20 protein-coding genes and 1 pseudogene are annotated in these 20,076 nt (G+C 69.7%); 9 read left to right on the top strand and 12 right to left on the bottom strand.

Features of this window, described 5'->3' with window-relative positions:
- Positions 1 to 556: acyl carrier protein (locus ACFYXA_RS10830; RefSeq protein WP_389030785.1), on the bottom strand; the 556-nt coding region annotated here is incomplete at its 3' end.
- A gap of 594 nt (positions 557 to 1,150) precedes the next feature.
- Between ACFYXA_RS10830 and ACFYXA_RS10825 the strand changes: the two are divergent.
- The 4 genes and pseudogenes from ACFYXA_RS10825 to ACFYXA_RS10810 form a co-directional block, all read left to right on the top strand.
- Positions 1,151 to 1,276 (top strand): annotated as a pseudogene (locus ACFYXA_RS10825) (ricin-type beta-trefoil lectin domain protein); the annotation flags it as partial.
- 1,175 nt (positions 1,277 to 2,451) lie between these two features.
- Positions 2,452 to 2,991, top strand: a complete 540-nt coding sequence (locus ACFYXA_RS10820; RefSeq protein WP_389030783.1) for a hypothetical protein — start codon at positions 2,452 to 2,454, stop codon at positions 2,989 to 2,991.
- 34 nt (positions 2,992 to 3,025) lie between these two features.
- Entirely contained in the window at positions 3,026 to 5,839 is a 2,814-nt protein-coding gene (locus ACFYXA_RS10815; RefSeq protein WP_389030780.1) for a SpoIIE family protein phosphatase, read from the top strand.
- Positions 5,840 to 6,003: 164 nt separating this feature from the next.
- The gene (locus ACFYXA_RS10810) at positions 6,004 to 6,180 is read left to right on the top strand and encodes a hypothetical protein (protein WP_389030777.1); all 177 of its coding nucleotides are present in this window, start codon (positions 6,004 to 6,006) and stop codon (positions 6,178 to 6,180) included.
- On the opposite strand, the gene ACFYXA_RS10805 is transcribed toward ACFYXA_RS10810, so the two are convergent.
- Entirely contained in the window at positions 6,171 to 7,301 is a 1,131-nt protein-coding gene (locus tag ACFYXA_RS10805) for an FAD-dependent oxidoreductase (RefSeq protein ID WP_389030774.1), read from the bottom strand. The two genes, ACFYXA_RS10810 and ACFYXA_RS10805, sit on opposite strands and share 10 nt — an antisense overlap.
- Positions 7,302 to 7,422: 121 nt before the next feature.
- Between ACFYXA_RS10805 and ACFYXA_RS10800 the strand changes: the two genes are divergently transcribed.
- Positions 7,423 to 8,013 carry a TetR family transcriptional regulator gene (locus ACFYXA_RS10800; protein ID WP_389030771.1) on the top strand — a complete coding sequence of 197 codons (591 nt, stop codon included), beginning with the start codon at positions 7,423 to 7,425 and terminating at the stop codon, positions 8,011 to 8,013.
- 101 nt (positions 8,014 to 8,114) lie between these two features.
- On the opposite strand, the gene ACFYXA_RS10795 is transcribed toward ACFYXA_RS10800, so the two are convergent.
- The 4 genes from ACFYXA_RS10795 to ACFYXA_RS10780 all read right to left on the bottom strand — a co-directional run bounded on the left by ACFYXA_RS10795 (position 8,115) and on the right by ACFYXA_RS10780 (position 11,220).
- Positions 8,115 to 8,567 carry a hypothetical protein gene (locus ACFYXA_RS10795; protein ID WP_389030768.1) on the bottom strand — a complete coding sequence of 151 codons (453 nt, stop codon included), beginning with the start codon at positions 8,565 to 8,567 and terminating at the stop codon, positions 8,115 to 8,117.
- An 80-nt stretch (positions 8,568 to 8,647) separates the two neighbouring features.
- Entirely contained in the window at positions 8,648 to 9,148 is a 501-nt protein-coding gene (locus tag ACFYXA_RS10790) for a DUF1772 domain-containing protein (RefSeq protein ID WP_389030765.1), read from the bottom strand.
- Positions 9,149 to 9,385: 237 nt separating this feature from the next.
- Complete coding sequence (locus tag ACFYXA_RS10785; RefSeq protein WP_389030762.1) at positions 9,386 to 10,684, bottom strand: MFS transporter; 1,299 nt, start codon at positions 10,682 to 10,684, stop codon at positions 9,386 to 9,388.
- Positions 10,681 to 11,220: an ArsR/SmtB family transcription factor gene (locus tag ACFYXA_RS10780; RefSeq protein ID WP_389030759.1), complete on the bottom strand. Its 540-nt coding sequence runs from the start codon at positions 11,218 to 11,220 to the stop codon at positions 10,681 to 10,683. The genes ACFYXA_RS10785 and ACFYXA_RS10780 overlap by 4 nt, the downstream gene beginning before the upstream one ends.
- A 549-nt stretch (positions 11,221 to 11,769) precedes the next feature.
- On the opposite strand from ACFYXA_RS10780, the gene ACFYXA_RS10775 reads away from it, so the two are divergent.
- Positions 11,770 to 12,324, top strand: a complete 555-nt coding sequence (locus ACFYXA_RS10775) for a hypothetical protein (RefSeq protein WP_389030756.1) — start codon at positions 11,770 to 11,772, stop codon at positions 12,322 to 12,324.
- Here the strand turns inward: ACFYXA_RS10775 and ACFYXA_RS10770 are convergent.
- The 4 genes from ACFYXA_RS10770 to ACFYXA_RS10755 form a co-directional block, all read right to left on the bottom strand.
- Positions 12,270 to 12,731, bottom strand: a complete 462-nt coding sequence (locus ACFYXA_RS10770) for a DUF5958 family protein (protein ID WP_389030753.1) — start codon at positions 12,729 to 12,731, stop codon at positions 12,270 to 12,272. The genes ACFYXA_RS10775 and ACFYXA_RS10770 overlap by 55 nt on opposite strands.
- 45 nt (positions 12,732 to 12,776) lie before the next feature.
- Positions 12,777 to 13,433 carry a hypothetical protein gene (locus tag ACFYXA_RS10765; protein ID WP_389030750.1) on the bottom strand — a complete coding sequence of 219 codons (657 nt, stop codon included), beginning with the start codon at positions 13,431 to 13,433 and terminating at the stop codon, positions 12,777 to 12,779.
- Between the two features lie 353 nt (positions 13,434 to 13,786).
- Positions 13,787 to 14,905 carry an acyl-CoA desaturase gene (locus ACFYXA_RS10760; RefSeq protein WP_351088866.1) on the bottom strand — a complete coding sequence of 373 codons (1,119 nt, stop codon included), beginning with the start codon at positions 14,903 to 14,905 and terminating at the stop codon, positions 13,787 to 13,789.
- A 7-nt stretch (positions 14,906 to 14,912) separates the two neighbouring features.
- A complete protein-coding gene (locus ACFYXA_RS10755; protein WP_389030746.1) occupies positions 14,913 to 15,968 on the bottom strand; it encodes a ferredoxin reductase in 1,056 nt (351 codons plus the stop codon).
- An 87-nt stretch (positions 15,969 to 16,055) separates the two neighbouring features.
- Here ACFYXA_RS10755 and ACFYXA_RS10750 point away from each other — a divergent pair, with 87 nt between their 5' ends.
- A complete protein-coding gene (locus tag ACFYXA_RS10750) occupies positions 16,056 to 17,195 on the top strand; it encodes a PucR family transcriptional regulator (RefSeq protein ID WP_389030743.1) in 1,140 nt (379 codons plus the stop codon).
- A gap of 25 nt (positions 17,196 to 17,220) precedes the next feature.
- Here ACFYXA_RS10750 and ACFYXA_RS10745 read toward each other — a convergent pair whose 3' ends face one another.
- Positions 17,221 to 17,697, bottom strand: a complete 477-nt coding sequence (locus ACFYXA_RS10745; RefSeq protein ID WP_389030740.1) for a hypothetical protein — start codon at positions 17,695 to 17,697, stop codon at positions 17,221 to 17,223.
- Positions 17,698 to 18,043: 346 nt separating this feature from the next.
- On the opposite strand from ACFYXA_RS10745, the gene ACFYXA_RS10740 reads away from it, so the two are divergent.
- A complete protein-coding gene (locus tag ACFYXA_RS10740; protein WP_389030737.1) occupies positions 18,044 to 18,838 on the top strand; it encodes an SDR family NAD(P)-dependent oxidoreductase in 795 nt (264 codons plus the stop codon).
- Positions 18,839 to 18,872: 34 nt separating this feature from the next.
- Here the strand turns inward: ACFYXA_RS10740 and ACFYXA_RS10735 are convergent, their stop codons facing one another.
- Positions 18,873 to 19,145 (bottom strand): hypothetical protein, encoded by a 273-nt coding sequence (locus ACFYXA_RS10735; protein WP_389030734.1) that lies wholly within the window; start codon positions 19,143 to 19,145, stop codon positions 18,873 to 18,875.
- Positions 19,146 to 19,342: 197 nt separating this feature from the next.
- Here ACFYXA_RS10735 and ACFYXA_RS10730 point away from each other — a divergent pair, with 197 nt between their 5' ends.
- A complete protein-coding gene (locus tag ACFYXA_RS10730; protein ID WP_389030732.1) occupies positions 19,343 to 20,068 on the top strand; it encodes a class I SAM-dependent methyltransferase in 726 nt (241 codons plus the stop codon).
- The last annotated feature ends 8 nt before the right edge of the window (positions 20,069 to 20,076 follow it).

The raw sequence follows: 20,076 nt of genomic DNA, 5'->3' as shown, positions 1-20,076 counted from the left end.
GGTCAGCGGTGAGGGCATCGTTGGTGAGGGCGGCTGCGAGCTTTCGGATCGTCGGGTTTTTGTAGACGTCCGGCATGGATACCGAGGGCAGGTCGGGCTGCTTGCGTATTCGGGCGCAGAATCGGGCCATGAGCATCGAGTCGGCGCCGAGGTCGTCGAAGAAGTGACTGTCGACCGATACGTGGTCGGTGCCGACGATGTCGGCCAGTACTCCGGCGAAGCTTTGCTCGCATTTGGCGAGGGTGGCCGTGTTGTCCCTCGGGTCAGCGGTGAGGGCATCGTTGGTGAGGGCGGCTGCGAGCTTTCGGATCGTCGGGTTTTTGTAGACGTCCGGCATGGATACCGAGGGCAGGTCGGCTTGCTTGCGTATTCGGGCGCAGAATCGGGCCATGAGCATCGAGTCGGCGCCGAGGTCGTCGAAGAAGTGACTGTCGACCGATACGTGATCGGTGCCCACGATGTCGGCCAGCACTCCCGCGAAGCGTTGCTCGCATTCGGCGAGAGTGGCCAGGGAGTCCCCCGGATCAGTGGTCAGGACGTCGTAAGAGTTCCCCATAAGTTGGGTCCCTTGCCAAATCAGAGCGGTCGATGCAGCGCGCTGAACCATATGAACGAGATCCACGCACTTGCATGGACTGCTATGGGAGCTGGGGCCGGAACACAGTTATGTGATCGCCTATGTGATCGCCCACCTTGACCGTGGCGGTTTTGGCTGCCTTACTCAACGGCTGATGCGGCCGTCCAGATCGACAACATTCCTTGTTCCTTCCCCATCAGCAACCGCCGCTGTGAACAGCTGTGAACAGTGGCCGCCAGAACAGAAAACCATGGTCTTTTCCCAGGGTACGACTGTGCGCGGTACGTGCAATGGGGGCGAGCTGACGCCCGCCGAGGAGGAGAGGCGGGAGCGGGTGCGGCTGGGGACGGGGTTTCCACCTGGCCTATGAGCCCAATGCCGGAAAGTCAGGGCCTGCGGATCATTGACTCGCTGTCCTGATCTTTGACGGAAGGGCGATGCGGTCGCGCTCGCGTGGTGGTAGAGGTTTTCCAGCGTGGTGAGTTGGCAGTCAGCGGGGTTCGAACGGCGCTCTGCATCGGGGGAGTTGGCTGATGCTCAGGCCTGGGCCCTTCCATGAGCTACACGCTGCACCGATGGAACGTGGACAGCGACGGCACGATCGTCAACGTCAGCTCCGGTCTCTGCCTGGACGCCTACAACGCGGACCACGCCAACGGCCCGAAGCTCGTCCTGTGGTCCTGCAACGGCCAGGACAACCCTTCCCGGGGACGAGGGGAACCGCGTGAACGGGCTGCTCGACAAAGCCTGTTGGTGCCACAGAGATCACAACGTCGTACGCACATCTGCGATGCTGAGCAGATGAGCAAGGTGTGGCAAGGACACGTCATCGAGGGCACGCGCTTCGTGGTCCCGGCGTCCGGTGTGACGCCGAGGCACGTGCTGTGCGCGGTCGGTGTGGGCCTGGATCCCGATGTCATCCGCCGGGTGGTCGAGGAGGCGGGCGCGGGGGACTTCACGCTCGACGAGCTCCAGCGGGAGCCTGACCCCCGGATGCGTGACGCGTTCGACGTCGCGGTGGCTTCCCGCCGGGCCACCGGCGTCGACGCGTTCTGCGACGACGACTGGGCCGCGGTGGACGCGCACGACTCGGTCGCCTATGTCTTGTCACCGCCGGTCTCCCAGGCCACCGGCCTCGACGTGTCCCGCCGGGCGCTGGCCGTCACCGCGGCCCTGCTGGCCAATGGAGCCACCGCGGTGAAGAACGAGTCCAGCGGGGTGGCCTGCGGTCGGGAGCGGTGGCTGGCCCTCGCGAGCGAGGCGGCGGCCGCCGAGACCGCTGACGACCTGGTCGGCGCCCTCATCCGGGCGTGGGTCGTGCCGGTGATCCACGACGGGGAGGTCTACTACAGCTGCGGCATGCACCTCCTGGGCGAGGCCGACGTGGAGCTGGCCCCCGGAAGCACCGCGACGCCCGAGCCGGAGCTGCTGTCGGAGTGGGTGACCACCATGGAGATCGCGTCGTACTACCTGCTGACCGAGCAGCCGGACCACGGCGTCCAGAACGGCGAGGGCTTCCGCATCGCGCAGGACGCCACGCGCTGGATCATGAACCGTGTGGAGTGCGAACGGTTCGAGGACGACGACTTCTTCCACAACCCGTACGGATACTGGCGCCTGACCCCGGCTGCCCGCGACCCACGGAGGGGCGCGAGGCTGAAGAGGCGCAACCCCCGCACGACCTTTGGAACGCGACGGAAGGGGTGAGAGCGGGGAAGGCGTGGAGATCTCCGGACCACCGGCCGAACGCCGCGCCCTTCTCGGCCGTCTCAGTACCGATCGCGGTCCCCACCCGGGCGACCGCACCTGGGGCGCAGAACCGGAGGGACGCATGGCCCTTCGACACCGCGGTCTGCGAGGCCGCCGAGAAGGGCGTGACCGTACGCCTCCACGACCGCGACATCAACGAGAAGGATCTCTACGCCCTCCTCGACCGCGTCAGCGAGGACATGACCCGCTGGGACGGTACCTTCACCATGCGTGAGCTCGGCCTCGACGGCACCGGCCTCATCGCGGTCGGCTTGGACGACCCGGGCGCCGCCGAACCTGTCCTCCGCGCCGCCTACGGCGAACGAAACGCCAAGTACCTCCGCGTCGAGTACGCCCCCAGGCCCGCTTGTGGTGAGCCGGGCTCGCCGGCACCGCGGTGCGCTCTACGTTTTTCATGGCCTGCACTTACTGGCGCGGCATCGGGCACGTGGGGAGTCCGATTCGGCTCTGCCCATGTCCCTCGTGAAGCCCTCCTCCAGGGCGACTGTATCCGGGTAGCGCACCAGGTCGATCCGTTCGGGCAGCCACTGCACAGCCACGCAGTCGGGGTGCGAGAAGTCGGCGGCTGCGATGCAGACCATTCGCGGGCGACGCAGGCGAGCCGTCCCAGCACCGTAGCGACGGGCGTGCCTACGCGCGCATAGGCTGGTGATGTCTCGCCGAACCGGAGCGGACGCCATGAACGCAATCGCGAAGGGACCTTCCCGGCGACGTCGGAAGCGGTCGCGCCATCCGTTTGCCGGGCAGCCGCGTAATCGTCGCGAGTCCCTGCTGAACCCGCGCAGCATCGCCGGGCGGGTGTTCCTCATCGAGATCCTGATCGTCGTGCTGCTGGTCGCGGCCGGGGTGATCTCTGTCGTGCTTCAGGCGGCCCGTGACGCGCTGCAGCATGGGCGTCGGGAATCGGTCGTCGCGGCCCAGGCGTTCGCGGGAGCCCCGGGCGTCGCCGAGGCGCTGCGCAGCCCCAACCCGACGGCGGTGCTGCAGCCGCGTGCGGAAGCGGCTCGCAAGAAGGTGGGAGTGGACTTCATCGTCGTCATGGACACCAACGGGATTCGCTATACATACCCGTACCCGGAAGAGATCGGGAAGAAGTTCGTCGGCACCATTCAACCGTCGCTGGAAGGCCGCACCACCGTCGAGGAGGCGGGCGGGCCGCCCCTGCCGGCGGGTCGGGGAACGGCCGTCCAGGCAGTGGTCCCCGTGACCGATGCCGGCGGCGAGGTCGTCGGCCTGGTGTCCGCCGGGATCACGGTCAGGAACGTGGCGAGACTGTGGGTGCCGCAGCTGCCGATCACCTTGGGCACCGGTGCGGCCGCGCTGGCTCTGGCTGCCGGCGGGACGGTTCTGGTGTCCCGGCGGCTGCAGCGGGAAACCCATGGCCTGGGCCCGGCCGAGATCACGCGCATGTACGAGCACCACGACGCGGTCCTGCACGCGGTGCGGGAAGGGGTGCTGATCACCGACGACGGACGGTTGCTGCTGGCCAACGATGAGGCGAAGCGGCTGCTGAATCTGCCGGTGGACGTGGAGGGACGGCATGTGCGGGAGCTGGATCTGCCGGTGGAGATCACGCGCATGCTGGCGTCGGGGGAGGCGGTCACGGACGAGGTGTACGTGGTGGAGGGCCGGTTGCTGGCGGTGAACAAGCGGCCCACGTTCCCGCACCGGGCCCGAGGAGGCAGCGTGGTGACGTTGCGGGACACCACGGAACTCGCGGTGGTGTCGGGGCGGGCGAAGGCGGCCCGGTGGCGGCTGGATCTGCTCTATGAGTCGGGGGTGCGGATCGGGACGAAGCTGGATGTGGTGAGTACGGCTCAGGACCTGGCTCAGGTGGCGGTACCGCGGTTCGCCGACGTCGTCACGGTCGATCTGCTGGATGCGGTGCTGGAAGGCGATGAGCCGACGGCGGAGAAGTGGCGACAGCTGCGGCGTGCGGCAATCAGCGGCGAGCAGCAGGCTCTGCCGCTGTACCCGGTGGGCGAAAAGGTCCCGCTTTACCCGGCGACGCCGCAGATGCGGGCGTTGGAACGGGGCCTGGCGGTGCTGGAGGCGGACCTGCGACACGCGCGGGCGTGGCAGGAGCAGAACCCGGTCCGCACGCGCGGGGCGCTGGAGCTGGGGGTGCATTCGCTGGTGTCCGTGCCCCTGCAGGCGCGAGGTGTTCCGCTGGGCGTGGCGAACTTCTACCGGATGGGGGACTCGCCGGCGTTCGAGCAGGAGGACCTGTCCTTCTCGGAGGAGTTGGCCGCGCGGGCGGCAGTGGCCATCGACAACGCGCGACGGTTCACCCGCGAGCACACGATGGCGGTGACGTTGCAGCGGAGTCTGCTGCCGCGGGGGCAGCCGGAGCAGGATGCGCTGGCGGTGGCCTGGCGGTATCTGCCGGCGGAGGCAGGGGTGGGCGGGGACTGGTTCGATCTCATCGCGCTGCCGGGCGGGCGGGTGGCGCTGGTGATCGGTGACGTCGTCGGTCACGGACTGCACGCCGCGGCGACGATGGGGCGGCTGCGCACCGCCGTACAGAACCTCTCCGCGCTGGACCTCCCCGTGGACGAGGCGCTCGGGTACTTGGACGACCTGGTCGTGCGTATGGACGACGAGGAGAGAACCGGCGAGGCCACGGAAGCGCACGAGGGGCAGTGGGTGACGGGAGCGACGTGTCTGTACGCGATCTACGACCCGATAGCAGGAGCGTGCACGGCGGCCCGTGCCGGACACCCCGACCTGGTAGTGGTGCACCCCGACGGGACCGTCACCTGTGCGGACGTGCCGGCATCTCCCCCACTCGGACTGGGTGGCTACCCCTTCGAAACCCGTGAACTGCACCTGCCCGAGGACTCACGACTGGTGCTGTACACCGACGGGCTGGTGCAGGACCGCACCCGCGACATCGACGTCGGGCTGACCGGGCTGCGTCGGACGTTGGAGCGAGCCGGGGCGGAACGCACGCCCGAGGAGACCTGTCAGGCAGTAGTCGATGCGATGGTGCCGAGACACCCCTCCGATGACATCGCACTGCTGATCGCGCGTACCCGGATGTTCCCGCCGCCGGGCGTGGCGGAGTGGGACGTGCAGCCGGACCCTGCGGCGGTCGCCTCGGTTCGGGCGCACTGCAGGGAGAAGTTGCGTGAGTGGAAGGAGGAGGAGATCGAGTTCAACACGGAACTGATCATCAGCGAGTTGGTCACGAACGCGATCCGGTACGGATCACCACCGATCAGGGTACGACTCCTGCACGGGCGCTCTTTGACCTGCGAGGTGTCGGACGGCAGCAGTGTCTCGCCGCGTCTTCGCAGGGCGGCCACCACGGACGAGGGTGGGCGGGGGCTGTTCCTTGTGGCCCAGCACGCTCAGCGATGGGGAACGCGGTACACATCCGGTGGCAAGGTCATCTGGGCCGAACAACCTCTTGGCGGCGGCCCGTCCACCGCCGAGGCCAGCACACCGGCCGAGGTTCTTTTCGAGCAGTTCGATGATCCCGTCCTCTGAGTCCAGACGGCGCTGCACGCCCGTTCTGCACCGAAGGCGCGCTCGCCGGTACCGATGGCTTCACCTCGTCGGCCAGGAGCCGCGGCTCCACTTGCGCTGATGTCGCCATCCGCCCCCGTTACTGACCGACGCTGCGCAGACCGGTCTCCCGCACCCTGCTGGACGTGATCCGGACCAGGTTCGACCATGTGTCGACGCCCGGCGCGGACGGCACCGTACTGATCGTCGAGAACGTCGACCAGGCGTCCGTACGCGCACTGCTGATCCTGCTCTGGGACACCGGTCACGACGTGCTGATCTTCGAGGAGCGGCAGCCTGAACAACGCATGGGCTACCGGTAGTTGAGTTCGGCGAGTTCGGTGGCGAGTTTCCGGGGCAGGGCTGTGCGGCCGAGCAGGGGAAGCACCATGTTGCGTGCCCCGCGTGCCACAGGGTTGCGCGTGGTCGCCACGCGGGTCATCCGGTGCGTGAAGGCGACCACGCGCTGGGCGACGGGACGGCGTTGCGCCTCGTAACCGTCGAGCTGCCCGTCGGCGAACGCCCGGCCCAGGGCGTAGCCGTCCTGGATGCCGGTGTTCATCCCCTGCCCGCCGGCGGGGCTGTGGACATGGGCGGCGTCACCGGCCAGCAGCAGGCGTCCCGCCCGGTAGCGGTCGGCGACCCGGTGGTGCACCCGGAACCGTGACGACCACGCCAGCCGGGTCACCTTGGCCTGGCCGGGGGCGCGCTCGTCGAGCAGCTTCTGGACGAAGGCGAGGTCCGGTGCGGCGGGCGCGTCGTCCACGGTGGCGACGACCCGGTAGTGGCCGCCCGGGAGCGGGGCGACGACGGTGAGGCCCGCGGTGTCGAAGGTGAGCGAGACTTCGGCGGGACCCGGGGCCCAGTCCATCACCACGTCGGCGAGGACGAAGGACTCGGCGTAGGCGTTGCCGGTGAAACCGATGCCCGCCGCTTGGCGCACGGTGCTGTGCATGCCGTCGGCGCCGACGGCGTACGCGGCGCGCAGCGTTCGGCCGGTCGTCATGGTGAGTGTCACGCCGTCCTCGTCCTGGACGACGGAGGCGACCTCGTAGGGGCGGTGCACGTCCCCGCCGAGCGCGCGCAGCCGGTGCAGCAGCACGTTTTCGGTCTCGTACTGAGGGACCATGAGCGTGTACGGGTGGGGCGTGGGCAGCCTGTCGAACGGCACGGTGAGCAGTCTGCGGGCGCCGTCGCGGACGGCGAACCGGGTGACCTGGAGGCCTAGCGCGATCAGCGACTCGGAGGCTCCCAGCTCGTCCAGGACCTCCAGGGTGCGGGCGTGGACGACGGCGGCACGCGAGGTGTTCGCCCCCTCGGCCAGCCGGTCCAGGACGGCGAAGTCGATGCCGGCCGAAGCGAGCGTGACGGCGAGCGCGAGCCCGGTCGGGCCGCCGCCCACGATGGCGACCTCCGTCCGGTCGGGGAGTGTGGTGGTGTTCATGTCGCTTTCCTCCAAGAGGCGAGTCAACAGTTGTTTGCCAACGACTGTTGGCCAACGTTCGTTGACATGATGCGCGACCTCGCGCTGGAAAGTCAACACACGTTGGCCTACAGTCGTTGGCATGACGCAACCCGGCGAGGTCACCAGTACCGACAGGCGCTCGGATCGCACCAAGGCCGCGATCCTGCGCGCCGCACGCGAACGGTTCGCAGCCCAGGGCTACGAGCGCACCACCATCCGAGCCGTGGCCTCCGACGCCGGCATCGACCCCTCGATGGTCATGCGCTACTTCGGGAACAAGGCCCAGCTCTTCGACGCGACACTCGCCATCGACCTGCGCCTGCCCGACCTCACGGGCGTCCCGGCGGACAAGCTCGCCCAATTCCTGGTGCGGCACTTCCTCGAACGCTGGGAGGGCGACCCGGCCGACGACGCGCTGCTCGTCCTGATGCGTTCGGCGGTCACCAACGAGCAGGCCGCGGCGCGCATGCACGAGATCTTCGCGGCGCAGGTCGCCCCGACGCTTGCCGCCGCCCTGGGCCCGGAAGTCGCCGCACAGCGCGCGGGCCTGGTCTCCGCGCAACTCCTCGGCCTCGGGCTCACCCGCTATCTGCTGCGCCTCCCGGCAGTGACCACCCTGACACCGGACGACATCGAAAGCGGGCTCGCCCCGGCCATCCAGGCCGTGCTCGACCCCGGGCAGGGCGGGTGACACCGCGGCGCGACGACCTCGCCGGCGGAATCCGCCCGAGCTGACGGCGTGCGCAACCGGTGTCTCACACCCTCAGCGAGGCCTTCCGTGTTCGGAGTTGATCAGCGGTACAGAACGACGAGGGATGCGAGAAGGAGTGCGGCTGCGGCGGAGAGCCCCAGGATCCTGTAGCGGCGCCAGGCGGCCAGCGCGAGAAGGGACGCCCACGCTCCGCCCGTGAGGGCGGCAGCCCACCAGCCGGCGTTTGTCTGCGCGGCGGCGAGGGGGATCGGCGCCAGTACGAGCGTCGGCGGGATGACCGCGATCCTTGGCCTGATGCCCAGTCGCTTGTAGACGGCGATCAGAATGATCAGTGCCGTCGTGAACGTGAGGGGGACGACGGTCAAACCCCACCAGGTGAAGCAGAAGCCGTCCGTCGTCTCGCATGCCTGTTCCTGGTGATGGTTGACCCAAGCGAAGAACCAGCAGGCACCATAGGCCAGCACCGCGCCGGTGACAGCCGCTCCGGATACGCGCGGCACGATGGGCCGGGGGTCTGCGTAAGGCGTGTTCATGCCTACAGACTTTCGTGAACGGTGGCCCGAGGCCTGAGTAGGAATGCTCAGGTCCCGGGCTCAGTTGCTGCCAAGCGCACTCAGCGGGAGGAGCGACCATGCAGGACCAGGGCCCAGGCCAAGCAGCCGAAGGCGCCGGTGGAGACCACGGCGCGGACGATGTTCCAGGCGACCCAGCCGGGTTCGAAATGCTCCCGCACGGAGGCGATGTCGCGGATGCGGTCCGGCCGACCGGCGGCGGCCAGCTTGTCGTTGAGCGGCACATTGACGGCCGCGGTGATGACGAACATCGCCAGGTACAGCACCAGGGCAGCGACGACGAACGCGAAGGCCCTCCGGTCGCCGTGCGTCCAAAGGGCGGCGGCGGCAACGCCGAGCGCCACGATCGCCCCTAAAAAGCACGTCATGAACCATCCGTTGAGGATCGCCTTGTTGATCTGCTGCATCGCGGTGACGAACGTGCGGTCGTCACTGCGATGCAGGCCGGGCATGACGGCGTAGGAGAAAGCGGCGAAAAGACCGGCCATCAGCCCTGTGGCCACGGTGGCCGCCAGCAGTGAGGGGGTGGCGAGTGCTCTCATGTCATTTCCTCGTGTAGGTGACGACGCTGACGCCGCGGTCGGAGTCGCGGCGCGCGGTCGGCAGGAATCGGTCAGGGCGAACGTGCCTTCGGACAGCGGGACGTCGGGTGCCGATGACGACCGGATGGGCTTGATGAGCAGTTCGTCGATCTCGTCGCGGAGGGCGGAGGCCGACTTGCCGCCGCCGGCGAGCCAGATGTTCAGTGCCGGCGGCCACGGCCAGGGCCTGCGCCCTCGTCACAACGAGTTGGGCGCAGTCACCTGGGTGGGATCGTTGGCTGCCGGGTGGTCCGGGCCGTCGGCCGGTGCGGCGGCACGCAGCGCTGCTTCGACCCGGCGGTTGCTGGTCATGGATGCCGTGACGGCCGTCATCGCCAGGAGGAGGGCGGCGGCTGCGTAGAGCGGGGTGCGGAGGTTGTAGGCGGTGGCCAGCCAGCCGCCGAGGAAGGCCCCGATGGGCGCGGCGCACATGGCCAGCATGCGGGAGGTGGAGGCGACCCGGCCCATGAGGTGAGCCGGGACCATCGCCTGCCGGAGGGAGGGCCCGAGCACCATCGTGGCGCCCATGGCGGCCCCGCAGACGGCGAGCGCCGGCCCGGCCACGTACGGGTTCGAGGCAGAGGCCAGTCCCAGGATGGCGAGCCCCTCGACGGCGGCCGTGCAGGTCAGTGCGGTGCCGGTGCCGAGTCGTCGGCCGAGGTGGGAGGCGATGCCCGCACCGAGCAGGCCGCCGGTGGCCTCCGCCGTGAGAAGCAGGCCGAAGCCGTAGGTGTCGATGCCGAGGCGGTCGTGCGCGAAGAGGGCGAGGACGGTCTCCACGGCGATGAAGGCGACGTTCCCGACCGCCGGGCGGAGCGCCAGCCCGAGCAGCACGCGGTCCCGGAAGACGTACGAGGCCCCCGCCCGCGCCTGACGAAGCAATGACTCGCGGACCTCCGGCACGGGCCGGGGAAGGGCAGGAAGCGACCGTACGAGCAGTGCGGACAGCATGAACGACACAGCGTCGGCGATCAGCGGGACCGCCCGTCCGAGCGCGAGCAGCGCACTGCCCGCAGGCGGACCCGCGAAGCCGGACATGGCGGTCTGGGCGCCGCGCAAGCGGGAGTTGGCGCGCTCCAGGAGTGCGGGGCCGCGGCCGAGCAGATCCGGCAGATAGGCCGTGGCGGCCGTATCGAAGAAGAGTCCGCCCAGGCCGAGCAGGAAGGCGACGGCCGCGAGCAGCGGAATGCTCAGCGCGTCGAGCGCGGCCGCTGCCGCCGGTATCACGAGCAGCACCGCACGCACCGCGTCCGCGACCCACATCGTGCGCCGACGGTCCCAGCGGTCCACCAGCGCCCCGCCGACCACCCCGAAGAGCAGCCACGGCAGTGTCCCGGCGGCCGTGACGACGGCGAGCGCCATCGGCTCCCGCGTCAACGTCAGAGCGATCAGCGGCAGCGCGGCATGCGACACCCCGTCACCGAGCGAGGACACCGTCTGCGCAGTCCACAGCCGTCCGAACCCGGCCGGTAACTTCCGAACGCCTGAGGTAGTCACTTGGCGGCCCCGTCGGCCTGAGGGCGGGATGCCGGGTGGAACAGTGCGAAGACGAGCGACGCGTCCGGCAGTGACGGATCGGACAGCTCCCGGTACTCGTCCGCCAGCGCCTCCAGCCGCGCCCCCAGCTGCGCGAACTGCTCCTCGGTGAGCCGCAGATGCGCCATCCGTACGTGCCGCTCGCCGTCCACCGGCGACGCCTCCAGGTCCGCCACCGCGTGCCGCATCAGCACATCCGGCCCTCCCTCGCCCGGATCCGGCAGCGCGATCGACCGTGCGGCCATCGCGTAGTACCGCTCGGTGACGCCCCGCACCTTCCGCGTCCGCACCACCTTCACCAAGCCGGCCCGCTCCAGCAGCCGCACGTGATAGCTGGAACTCCCCTTCGCAAGGCCCACCCGTTCGGCGATCTGCGTGATCGTCGCCGGCTCGAAGCGGAGCACGGCCATGATCCGGTGGCGCGTGAGATTGGAGACGGCGCGCAGCTGGTCGTCCGTGGTGACGTGAAACGTCTCGGGAAGATCCTCGGTAGGCATGCGAGCAATGGTCAACGATTCTTGACCATTGTGCAAGGGGATTGAGGGAGGGGCGGCGGGCCTGGCGATCAGCTCGTCGAGCTGGCCGGCGGTCGCGACTTCCGCGTGGCCAGGATCGGCTGGCAGCGCGGAATGAGGATCCCCAGGGAGCGAGTACGGGAGCTCGGACGGGCGTTCTTGCCGGCCCATCCGGTCTCGCGGACAAGGATGCTCGCGCTCATCTCGGGCTTCTGAGATCTTCAGGGTGGAGTCGGTGGGTTGATGGCCGCGCCTGTGGCGGTGAGGCATCCGTCGATCAGGTGCGGCCGGAGCTCGGGCACCTGCTACGAGTTGTGGCAAGACTGGGTTGGATCAGGCGATATCGGCGGCGCTCGCGCCGTGCGCACGCTTCGGGCGGTGCATGATCCAGGCAAGACCTTGTGGAAGTGACGCTCGCGGTCCCTCTCGGGACTGTCCGGCGGATCTTGCCGGGGCGAACCGATGAACGAAGGAACGAGGAAGCTCCTGACCCTTTGTCCTGGTCTTCGAAGCAGGACGTAACCTGGCGGCATGCTGCTGATCCAGGACGGGAAGACCACCGCCGACGCGCCCGTCCCTCGCACCGGCGGCGTCCCACTCGTTCCGGAGGGCTTCGAATGGCCCCTGTGCCGCGAGTGCGATGGGGCCATGCAGTTCCTCGCGCACCTGCCGCTGCCGTTTGGCGTGGCGGCGGTGTTCTTCTGCCAGAACGACCCGGGTATGTGTGACGACTGGAGCGCCACTGCCGGAGGCAATGCCGCCTTCCTTTTCGACGGCGAGCGGCTCTCCCCGGCCACCGTTCCGGCCGAGGGTGAAACGGATCTCGGTGCGGTCACCGCTCTTCGCCTGCACCCCAAGGACATACCGGCCCTCGAACGGGTTCTGGGGCGACTGGGCGGCGAACCGGACTGGCTCCAGGGCGACGAGACCCCCGTCTGCCCTTCCTGCAGCGCCCGAATGACATTCGCCGCGGAACTGGAGGAGGGACAAGACTTCGCCACCTCGGCGAACTTCGGAGGCGGAGGCCGTGGCTACGTCTTCACCTGCCTCCCCTGCGTCAAGGCCGCGTTTCTCTGGCAGCGCTGATAATCCCGTCGCTGGGCATCGTCCGGCTCCTCGCGGGCGGAGCCATAACCGGCCCGCTGCTGCGGTGAGCGCCGTCGTCCGTCGGCGATCGCCAGTACCGCGACCAGCAGCCGGAACGCCTTGCGGCGTTCGTCGAGGGGGAGGAGAGCGGCGATCTTCCCCAGCTGGTGCTCGATTCGGCCGCGTGCGATCAGAACCGCAGGTGTGTGCGTCGGGCGCAGACCGGCACGGCGGATACTCTCCGGTGCGTCCTCGGCGACGGCGCGCGCCTGGACACAGTGGTGGCGCAGAAGCAACAGCACCTCAGACTGTTCCTCCGGGCCGAGTGCGCTGAACCATTCGATGCCCTGTGACATCGGGCGCAACCCTTGCGCGAGTTCGTTGAGCATGACGTCCCGTTCGGTCACGACTGCCCTCCGTCGGACAAGCAGCGCCTCGCTGCGCAGGTGGGTTCAGTGGAACCAGGCAACAAGTCGCACATGGTCCGGTCCGTGCAGTTCGCTGAGTGTGCGCATCACGCTCCAGACAGGCCCCCAGTGCGTTTCGTCTCCGGCGACCGATTCGCGGCTCCTTGAGCCGGAGGTGTCTGTTTCCCGCCAGTCGACGCGTGCGAGTTCGGCCCAGGTGATGTGCGTTGTGCCATGTGTATCGGCCGAGCCTTGGTAGGCGGCGTACTCGGTTCGCAGCCCCTCGGATGCGTCGCTCGGAAAGCCGCGGCCCTCGGCCAAGGGGCGGAAGCCGAAGGAGTTGCGGATCCCGAAGAGGCAGGCAAGGGCGTCGTAGGCGTTGCCGTTGTTGAGCAGGAAGAGGTCGATGGCGGCGTGCCACACGGAGTCCTCGTCGTCGGGGCCCCAGAGGCGGGCACCTGGTCGGCACTCGATGATCCCGCTGACTTCCGTGGACATGTTGGCATCCTGCCTGCGCGGCTCAGAGTTCAGCACCTGCTTTTCTCCCCCAAGGCCCCGGACCGGCAGCGCCTTCTGCCGGCCTCGCGCGCCGCCGTCAGGAAAGTTCGAGAGGTTTCGCTGACTGGCCGCGGCACTCCCCTCACCGACAACCGTGGTGTCGAAGACACACACGCCGGCGAGGCCGGCCTCCGGCACCACCACCCCGTCTGCCCGTGCCTTCGGCGTGCCTGTAGCCAGAGAGCGCTGGACCGGGCCCGGCCCCCCCGTACGCGCTGCCGTCGGCGGTGTGCGAGGTGTCCCGTACGCCGCAACCTGACCGGTCACGCGCTCGCGCACGGCGGGAGGCGGTAGGAGCCGGGGGAGGCGGCACAGTAGCTCCAGGGGGCGGCCGGAGGGCAACTGCATTGGCCGTCGCCGCCCCCCGGACCCCCGCTGGCCGCAGTCCGGTGCGGGCCGGATATCGCCGCGGATCGGCGGGGGGAGAATGGGACCTTCGCCGTCAGTCTCGGTGACCCGGGACGTCCGTGTCCTGTGTGGAGCCCGTCACCGATACCTCAGGCCGCGACAAGCTCCTGCTCGCGGTTCGGCGTCTTGACGGCGGGCTTCTTGTTCGGCAGCGAGAGGCGGAAGACCTTGCGCCACGCCGAGAACACCTGCTTGGGCAGAGGCCCGGTGACGTACTCCAGCTCGTACTTCTCGAACAGTGCCCGCACCTTCACCGCGACCTCGGCGTACCGGTTGCTCGGCAGGTCCGGGAACAGGTGGTGCTCGATCTGGTGGGACAGGTTGCCGGTCATGAAGTGCATGGCCTTGCTGCCGCTGATGTTCGCCGAGCCCATCATCTGGCGCAGGTACCACTGGCCGCGCGTCTCGCCCTTGATCGACCGGCGCTCGAAGACCTGCACGCCCTCGGGGAAGTGCCCGCACATGATCACCGAGTGGGACCAGAGGTTGCGGACCAGGTTCGCGGTGAACGTGGCGGCGAGCGTGGGGAGGAACGACGGGCCCGACAGGAGCGGGTGGATCACGTAGTCCTTGAGCACCTGCTTGCGGATCTTGCGGCCCACGGCCCTGGCCCGCGCGCGGAACTCCGGGTTCTTGCGGCGGCGCTTGTGCAGGTTCTTGCCGAGCTCCAGGTCGTAGGCCGCGATGCCGTACTCGAAGAAGCAGGCGTTGATGAAGTTCCAGAGCGGCTGGCCGAGGTGGAACGGGTGCCACTTCTGGTCCTCGTCGACGCGCATGATGCCGTAGCCGAGGTCGTTGTCCTTGCCGATCACGTTGGTGTACGTGTGGTGCAGCTCGTTGTGCGAGTGCTTCCACTGGTCGGCCGGCGAGACGTGATCCCATTCCCAGGTGGTGGAGTGGATCTTCGGGTCCCGCATCCAGTCCCACTGGCCGTGCAGGATGTTGTGGCCGATCTCCATGTTGTCCATGATCTTCGCCACGGACAGACCGGCGGTGCCGATCACCCACGCGGGCGGGAAGAGCGAGAACAGCAGCACGCCCCTGCTGACCAGCTCCAGCTTGCGCTGCGCCGAGATGACCTTGCGGATGTAGGCGGCGTCCTTCTCGCCGCGGCCGGCGATCACCTCGTCGCGGATCGCGTCGAGTTCGCGGCCGAGTTCCTCGATCTGCTCCGCGGTCAGGTGGGCGGTGGGGTCGATGGCGGTCAAGGTGCTCCTACCGTTCGATGTCGCACGGGCCCGCCGCGGCGGACACGCAGGTCTGGATGAGGACGCCCGGCTCGGCCTCGGTGATCTCGCCGGTGCGCAGGTCGCGGACGGCGCCCGCCTTGAGCGGGGTGATGCAGCCGAAGCAGATGCCCATGCGGCACCCGGAGGGCATGAGCACACCGGCCTCCTCGCCGACGTCCAGCAACGGCGTGGCGCCGTCCGCGTCGACGGTCTTGCCGGTGGTGCTGAACGTGACCTCGCCGCCTTCGCCGGCCACGACGATGCTGGGGCGGAAGCGTTCGGTGTGCAGGCGTTCCTGGACGCCGTGCCCGGTCCAGTGCTCCTCGGCGGCGTCGAGCAGGCCCGCGGGCCCGCACGCCCAGGTCTCGCGCTCGGCCCAGTCGGGCACGAGTTCCTTGAGACGGGCGATGTCGAGCATGCCGTCCGTGTCGGTGTGCACCTCGGTGAGCCGCAGCTTCTTGTCCGCGACCAGCTCGTGCAGCTCCTCGCGGAAGATCACGTCGCGCGGTTGCGGCGCGCAGTGGACCATGACGACGTCGTCGAACTCGGTGTCGCGCAGCATGCCCATCACAGGCGTGATGCCGCTGCCGGCCGTCAGGTAGAGCACCTTGGCGGGCTTGGCCCGCGGCAGCACGAAGTCGCCGGTCGCCTGGTCGAGCTGGATCAGCGTGCCGGGTTTCGCCCTACGCACCAGGTGGTTGCTGACCTTGCCGTCCGGGATCGCCTTCACGGTGATCGTGACGCGGCCGTCCCGGCGGTTCGTCGGCGAGGTGATGGAGTAGGCACGCCACAGGCGCACCCCGTCGACGTCGACCCCGACCCGCACGTACTGACCGGCCGTGTGGCCGCGCCAGCCCCGTCCCGGCCTGATCACCACCGTCGCGGCGTCATCCGTCTCGGGGTGCACGGCCTCGATGCGCCCACGCAGGTCGGCGCCCGCACGCAGCGGGCTGACCAGGTCGAGGTAGTCCGACGGCAGCAGCGGCGTCGTGACCATCTCCAGCAGTTTCCACGCCCTGCTGCGGAGGGCTGCACTCGTCATGACCCCAGCTTGCTGCGCCTCAGGGCGTAAAGTCCTGACCGCAGGACGTAAATCTGGCCGACTGAATTGTTCGCAGGGAACAAAAACGTGAGCCAAGCAATCCAGAGAGCCAGCGAACTGGCTCTCGATGAGACGACGGTCACCGCACTGCGGGCCGAGCTGAAGACCACCGCCGACGAGGTCGTCCAGGCGATCATCGACGAGGTCCCTCCCTACGCCAACGCCCTTTCGGGCCACATGGGCGGCACCATCCGCCGAGCCGTCCGCACCGCCCTCGGGCACTACCTCGACCTCGCGAGCGGGAACGCCACAGGCGGCGACGCCGGTGACGCGGCCTACGAGCTGGGCCGCGGCGAGGTGCGCGACGGCCGTTCGATGGACGCCCTGCTCAGCGCGTACCGCGTCGGCGCCCGCGTGGCCTGGCGATGCCTGGCAGCGGGCGCCGTACCCGCGGGCCTGCCCGCCGCCGAGGTCGCCAAGTTCGCCGAGCTGACGTTCGCATACATCGACGAGCTCTCCGCCGCGAGCGCCGCGGGCCACGCCGACGAACTGGCCGCCCAGGGCAGGGACCACGAGCGCCACCTGGAACACCTGGCCCGCGACCTCCTCGCCGGCGCGAGCCCGGACGTGCTGCTGACCTCCGCGCAACGGGCCGGGTGGCAGCCCCCGGTCTCGCTGACCGCGGTCCTGCTGCCCGCCGCCCAGGCCCGGCCTGCGTACCGCGCGCTCGACCCGAGCACCCTCGTCCTCGACGACCTGCCGGACGCCACCGGTGTGCTGCTCGTCCCCGACGCCGACCGACCACATCTCCTGCGGCGACTGACCGACCGCACCGCCGTGGTCGGCCCGGCCCGCCCATGGACCCGTGCGTCCGCCTCGTACGCACGAGCCGTACGCGCGCGCTCCCTCTGCTCCGACATCCGCGACACCGAGGAACACCTGCCCGAGTTGGTGCTGAGCGCCGACGTGGACGCTTTCGCAGACCTGCGGGCCCGAGCACTCGCACCGCTGCGGGCCTTGCCTGACGCGACCGCACGGCGGCTGGAGGAGACGCTGCGGGCGTGGCTGCTGCACCAGGGCAGACGGGACGAGGTGGCGGCGGCGCTGTTCGTGCATCCCCAGACGGTCCGGTACCGGATGTCGCAGCTGCGGGAGCTGTTTCCGGATCTCGCATCGCCACACCGGGTCCTCGAACTGACGCTGGCGGTCGGTCTTCGGGGCGGCTGACGAGTACTGCCTCGTCCGCCGACGCCTACGGACGGGCCGACCGCTCAGCGTGCGAGGGCCGGCACCGTGCGTCGTACGGCGACCTCTTCCCCGGAAGGAGTGACGGGACGGGGGTGGCAGTGGTGCTGCCGCGTTGCCGCGTCCGGTACGCCAGCGCCCCGAGCGTCAGCGGATGGACCAGGTAGCCGAAGCGGGTGGAAGGCATCAGCGCCGTCGCCAGGCCCAGACCGAGCGCGAGCCGGACGGCCGCCGCACATGCCGTCACCGGCGGCCGCACCATCAGCGAGACGGCGATCAGCAGCGCACTCACCGCGAGGAGCGCCAGCGCGGTCACCCTGCCGCCGGGGACGTATGTCGAGAGCAGCAACCCGGGCAGCGGGCTCGCGGCCGGCGGGGCGATGTCGGTGAGGCCCAGCGGGAAGGCGACGACGCTCCGGTAGAAGCCGGCGGGGTCGGCGAGGGTGAAGCGCAGCACCGCCGCCGTCGCGGTGGGCAGGGCCACGACCGCGTACCGCAGCGCGGGGCCGACCGCCCCGGCGGGCCGCGATCAGCGCCAGCGCCACGGGCAGCGCGGGCCACGCCGTCCGCTTGAGCGCGGCCGCGGCCCCGAGCGCCAGCCCCGCCCGGCCCGACCGCCCCTGCTCGGCGAGCCACCCCGGGGCACATCAGGCCGACGACCGCCAGGGTCGATCCCGCCCCCCGCGAGGGGCAACGCGGCCAGAGGGCAGGCGAGCAGCCGGGCCCGGTTGAGGCCTACCGCGGCGAGTGCCGCCACGAAGCGGTGCTAGATGAGGCTTTATGGGTATCAAGCGTTTGACAGTGGCCCAACGCCTGGGCACACTGCTGGCATGACTCGCACCCTCGCCCTCATCACCGGTGCCTCCTCCGGAATCGGCGCCTCCTTCGCTCGGCTGCTGGCCGACGATCACGACCTGGTGCTCGTGGCCCGCCGGGCCGACCGGCTCGACGCGCTCGCCGAGGAGCTGCGTCGTTCCCGGGGCGTGGCCGTCGAGGTGCTGCCGGCCGACCTCATGACCCGCGACGGCATCACCGCCGTCACCGACCGTCTCTCCGCCGGGGACGTCAGGCTGCTCGTCAACAACGCGGGCGCCGGCGGTTACGCCCCGCTCGTCGACGTCGAACCGGCCGACATCGACCGCCTGTTCACCCTCAACGCCGTCGCCCCCGTCCAGCTGGTGCGTGCGGCCCTTCCCGCGATGCTCGAAGCCGGCGAAGGCGCCATCATCAACGTGGCCTCCCTGCTCGCCTTCAGTGCGGGCCTGGCCGACGCGCGGGCACCCCGGCGCACCCTCTACGCGGCCGCCAAGGCCGCCACCGCCGCCTTCACCCGGACGCTGACCGGCGAACTCGCCGGCACTCCCGTCCGCACGCAGCTCCTGCTCCCCGGTGTCGTGGCCACGGAGTGGAACCAGGGAGCCGGTCACGACGTCCCCTGGGCGATGACCCCCGAGGACGTCGCCTCGGCCAGCCTCGCCGGGCTCCACCTGGGCGAGACCGTCTGTACCCCCGGCCTGGAGGACCAGACCGCAGCCCTCGACGCCCTGCTGGCCGCGGAGACGTCCCTGGTCACGGGTGGCAACCAGCCGCGCGTTGCGACCAGGTACGCAGACGTGCGCGCCTGAGGACTGCCCCGTATCTGTGGTTGCGGGACAGCCGTCAGGCGCTCGGGTTCCCCCACAGATGTCGCTCGTCCAGGGTCCCGAATCGCACGTCTCCGCGGTCGAGGTCGACGAGGATGGGCCAGCAGTCCAAGAGTTGCTCCCTCACATCACGCGAGGCGAGGTACTGCACGGAGTTGTAGAGGACGACCAGGAGCCCGTTGCTCTCACGGACCCCCTCTGCGTCGGTGGCGAGAGGCGGCTCGTCATCGCGTTGGCTGTGCGCGGGAAACGCCACCGCGAGTGGCAGGGCCTCGTCCCGGTCCGTCACTGCCTCAGCAAGTGATGGGCAGCGGTGGGAAGATGGTTCGTGCGCCAGGCACACCAAAAGAAGCGGCGGCGTCCGGGCTCGCCCTCGGCGTCTCCCGGTCAGCGGAAACAGCAGTGCGGGGTGCCCGTGAACGCCATGTCATGAGACTGCAGGCATCGGTGAAGCCCCCTCCACCTAACGGGAGTTGAGAGAGCCGCATGGTTGACGACTGCTTCGGGCATCCACGGCTCGCCGCGATCTACGATCCGCTCGACCCCGACCGCGGGGACCTCGACGCCTACCTCCGGATGGCGGAGGACTTCGGGGCGCGCCGGGTCCTCGACATCGGCTGCGGCACAGGGGTGTTCGCCCTGCTCCTGGCCGACCGCGGGATCGAGGTCGTCGGCGTCGACCCCGCCCAGGCCTCCGTCGACGTCGCCCGGGCCAAGCCGGGCGGTGAGCGGGTGCGCTGGATCTGCGGTGACGCGACCGACCTCCCGCCCCTGCGAGTCGACCTCGCGACGATGACGGCCAACGTCGCGCAGGCCATCGTCGATCCGCACGTCTGGCAGGGGACGCTGCGGGGAGCCCGCGAAGCGCTGCGGCCGGGCGGGCACCTGGTCTTCGAGACCCGGGATCCGGCGGGACGGGCCTGGGAGGAGTGGACCCGCGACAACTCCTACCGGGTGACGGAGATTGCGGGCGTCGGCCCGGTCGAGAGCTGGGTCCGGCTGATCGAGGTGAGCGGGCCGCTGGTGACCTTCCGCTGGACCTACGCCTTCGCAGCGGACGGGCAGGTGCTGACGTCGGACTCGACCCTGCGCTTTCGTGAGCGCGAGGAAGTCGAGACGGATCTGATCGCTCACGGCTTCTCGGTGCAGGAGGTCCGCGATGCTCCCGACCGGCCGGGCAAGGAGTTCGTGTTCCTCGCGCGACGCTCCTGATCCACGTT

This window comes from Streptomyces sp. NPDC002566, assembly GCF_042889585.1.
GTDB lineage: Bacteria > Actinomycetota > Actinomycetes > Streptomycetales > Streptomycetaceae > Streptomyces.
Note: the sequence above shows the minus strand (reverse complement) of the source record. Positions and strands in the feature narration are given on the sequence as shown.

What these genes read in the sequence shown, in the direction of transcription:
- ACFYXA_RS10815 (WP_389030780.1), top strand. Translation starts at nt 3,026, where the DNA reads ATGAACGCAATCGCGAAGGGACCTTCCCGGCGACGTCGGAAGCGGTCG.
- ACFYXA_RS10805 (WP_389030774.1), bottom strand. Translation starts at nt 7,301, where the DNA reads ATGAACACCACCACACTCCCCGACCGGACGGAGGTCGCCATCGTGGGC.
- ACFYXA_RS10800 (WP_389030771.1), top strand. Translation starts at nt 7,423, where the DNA reads ATGACGCAACCCGGCGAGGTCACCAGTACCGACAGGCGCTCGGATCGC.
- ACFYXA_RS10795 (WP_389030768.1), bottom strand. Translation starts at nt 8,567, where the DNA reads ATGAACACGCCTTACGCAGACCCCCGGCCCATCGTGCCGCGCGTATCC.
- ACFYXA_RS10790 (WP_389030765.1), bottom strand. Translation starts at nt 9,148, where the DNA reads ATGAGAGCACTCGCCACCCCCTCACTGCTGGCGGCCACCGTGGCCACA.
- ACFYXA_RS10780 (WP_389030759.1), bottom strand. Translation starts at nt 11,220, where the DNA reads ATGCCTACCGAGGATCTTCCCGAGACGTTTCACGTCACCACGGACGAC.
- ACFYXA_RS10775 (WP_389030756.1), top strand. Translation starts at nt 11,770, where the DNA reads ATGCTGCTGATCCAGGACGGGAAGACCACCGCCGACGCGCCCGTCCCT.
- ACFYXA_RS10755 (WP_389030746.1), bottom strand. Translation starts at nt 15,968, where the DNA reads ATGACGAGTGCAGCCCTCCGCAGCAGGGCGTGGAAACTGCTGGAGATG.
- ACFYXA_RS10740 (WP_389030737.1), top strand. Translation starts at nt 18,044, where the DNA reads ATGACTCGCACCCTCGCCCTCATCACCGGTGCCTCCTCCGGAATCGGC.
- ACFYXA_RS10730 (WP_389030732.1), top strand. Translation starts at nt 19,343, where the DNA reads ATGGTTGACGACTGCTTCGGGCATCCACGGCTCGCCGCGATCTACGAT.